This window comes from Pseudoroseomonas cervicalis ATCC 49957 (assembly GCF_000164635.1).
Taxonomy (GTDB): Bacteria; Pseudomonadota; Alphaproteobacteria; order Acetobacterales; family Acetobacteraceae; genus Pseudoroseomonas; species Pseudoroseomonas cervicalis.
On sequence record NZ_GG770777.1, the window covers coordinates 576,767 to 579,879 of the forward strand.

The 3,113-nt window shown below is 73.9% G+C and carries 2 protein-coding genes; both read left to right on the forward strand.

The genetic code is table 11. From position 1 onward, the window contains the following. Nucleotides 1-1,048 (forward strand): TRAP transporter substrate-binding protein (locus HMPREF0731_RS02455; protein WP_007002420.1); only part of this gene is annotated, 1,048 nt, incomplete at its 5' end. Beyond that, nucleotides 1,048-3,113: ATP-binding protein (locus HMPREF0731_RS24890; RefSeq protein WP_007002421.1), on the forward strand; the 2,066-nt coding region annotated here is incomplete at its 3' end. The genes HMPREF0731_RS02455 and HMPREF0731_RS24890, both read left to right, overlap by 1 nt.

The window sequence follows — 3,113 nt, forward strand, 5'->3', positions numbered from 1 at the left end:
GCTGGCCGCCGCGCTGTTCGGCGCCGGCCCCGCCTGGCCGCAGGCCGGCCCCGCCACCGGCACCCCGGCCGATCCGGTGCAGCTCAAGGTGGTGGGCGGCCTGGCCAGCGTCGCGCAGTACACCCGCTACGAGGAACCCTTCTGGCGCCGCCGCATCGCCGAGCTGACGCATGGCCGGGTGGTGGCCGAGATCGCGCCCTTCGACCGCGCCGGCTTCCGCGCCGAGGAGATGCTGCCGCTGATGCGGCTCGGCGTCGTGCCCTTCGGCACCGCGCTCGTCGCCGTCGTCTCCAGCGAGGAGCCGGAGTTCAACGCGGTGGACCTGCCCGGGCTGAACCCGGACATCGCCACGCTGCGCCAGACGGTGCGGCTCTACCGGCCGCATCTGCGCGAGCTGCTGCGCGAGCGCTACGGCATCGAGCTGCTGGCGGTCTACACCTACCCCGCGCAGGTCACCTGGTGCTCGCGCCCCTTCTCCGGCCTGGCCGACCTGGCCGGGCGGCGCATCCGCACCTCCTCGGTCGGCCAGGCCGAGCTGTTCGAGGCGCTCGGCGCCACCTCGGTCGTCATCCCCTTCGCCGAGGTGGTGCCGGCGCTGCGCGCCGGGGTGGTGGAATGCGCGGTGACCGGCACGCTGTCCGGCAACACCGTCGGGCTGCACGAGGTGACCAGCCATATCCACGCCATGGCGCTGACCTGGGGGGTGTCGATCTTCGCCGCCAACCACGCCGCCTGGATGGCGCTGCCCGAGGATGTGCGGCACAGCCTGCGCGCCGGGCTGGCCGATCTGGAGCGCGACATCTGGGACGCGGCGGAGCGCGAGACCGGCGAGGGGCTGGACTGCGCCACCGGCCGGCCCAGCTGCACCAGCGGCCGGACGGGGCGGATGACGCTGGTGCCGGTGACGCCCGCCGATATCGAGCGGCGCCGCGCCCTGCTGACCAGCACCGTGCTGCCGCGCTGGGTCGATCGCTGCGGCGAGGACTGCACCCGCGCCTGGAACACCTATCTCGGCCCCAGCCTCGGCATCATGGCCCGCGGCGACTGATGCAGCAGTTCCGACGCATCCGCCTGGCGATCCTGCTGGCGGCGGTGGCGCTGCTGGCGGGGCAGTGGTTCGCGACCTCCCTGCTGGTCGGCCGCGCGCGCGAGGCGGCGATGGCCAGCGCCACCGACACGGTCAACCGCATCGCCCGCGCCGTCGAGGCCTCGCTGAACCGCAACCTGGTGCAGGTGGACGCCATGCTGGCCGGGCTGCCGGCGATGCTGGCGCCGCTCTCCAGCACCGGGCGGCTCGACCAGGGCGCGGTCAGCCGGGTGCTGCGCGAGCTGAACAACCAGAACTTCACCTTCCGCGACGTGCTGCTGGTCGGCCAGGACGGCATGCCGGTGGCCACGGGCCTGGCCGTCTCGCGCCGCCGTCCGCTGCCCTTCGCGCTGGAGGGCGCCTTCGTCGAGACCGCGCCGCGCGCCGGCGCCGTGCTGATCGGCGGGCCGTTCCGCAACCCGGCCACCGGCGAGTGGTCGCTGTTCATGGCGCGCCGCGTGGTGCTGCCGGAGTTCGGCCAGCTGCTGGCGGTGGCCGAGCTGCCGGTGCCGGTGATCGGCGCGCTGCTGGCGGTGGGTGGCGAGGGCGCGGGGCTGCGCATCACGCTGGAGCGCGACGACGGCACGCTGCTGGCCAGCCTGCCGCATGACGAGACGCGCATCGGCACCCGCCTGTCGCCGACGCTGGCCAGCCGCATCGAGGAGGTCGGGCCGAACAACGTCGCCGAGATCGAGAGCCGCTTCGACCAGGACCGCGCGCTCTCCGCCGTGCGGCCGCTGCTGTATCCCTCGCTGTCGCTCTCGGCCAGCATGAAGCTCGCCACCGCCCTGGCCGACTGGGAGAAGGAGCGCGCCCGCGCGCTGGCCATCAGCCTGGCCTTCGCCGCCCTGGTCGCGGCGCTGGCGGCGGCGCTGATCATGGCGCTGCGCCAGCGCGAGCGGATCGAGGCGGAGCGCACCCGCTGGCGCGCCATGCTGGAGAACGCGCTCGATTCCATGAGCGACGGCTTCGTCATGTGGGACGCCAATGACCGGCTGGTGGCGTGCAATGCGCGCTACAAGGATTTCTACCAGGTCAGCGCGCCCTTCATCGAGCCCGGCGCGCATTTCGACGACATCATGCGGGAGGGCTTCTACCGCGGCCAGTATCCGCAGGCCGGCGAGGATCTCGACGCCTTCCTGGCCGAGATGCGGCGCTGGCACCGCGGCGACAACCCGCCCATGGAGCGTCTGCTGCCGGATGGCCGCTGGGTGCTGATCACCGAGCGGGCGACGCCGGGCGGCGGCACGGTGGGCATCCGCACCGACATCACCGAGCTGAAGCGCGCCATGCAGGAGCTGGCCGCGGCGCGCGACGCCGCCGCCGCCGCCGGCGAGGCCAAGAGCCAGTTCCTGGCGCGGATGAGCCATGAGCTGCGCACGCCGCTGAACGGCATCCTGGGCTTCGCCCAGGTGCTGCTGAACGACCCCCGCTTGGCGCCCGACCAGCGCGAGCAGCTGCGGGTGCTGCACGAGGCCTCGCGCCACCTGCTGGAGCTGGTGAACGGGCTGCTCGACCTGTCGAAGATCGCCGCGGGCAAGCTGGAGTTGCAGCCGCAGCCGACCGCGCTGGCGCCGCTGCTGGAGCGCAGCGCGGCGCTGCTGGCGCCCGAGGTGCAGCGCAAATCGCTGCAATTCGCCCTCGACCTGGCGCCGGACCTGCCGCCGGCCGTCGCCGCCGACGCGACGCGGCTGCGCCAGCTGCTGCTGAACCTGCTGTCCAACGCGGTGAAGTTCACCCCGCATGGCGGCCGCGTCACGCTGCGCGCCCGCACCCTGCCCGACGGCCCCGGCCTGCGGCTGGAGGTCGAGGACACCGGCCCCGGCGTGCCGGCCGAGCAGCGCCACCTGCTGTTCCGCGACTTCGTGCAGCTGGCGAGCCCGGTGGCCATGCCGCACGAGATCGGCATCGGCACCGGGCTCGGCCTGTCGATCGCGGCGCAGCTGGCCGAGCTGATGGGCGGGCGCATCGGCTATCTGGCCGGGCCGGTGCGGGGCTCGGTGTTCTGGGTCGAGCTGCCGCTGCC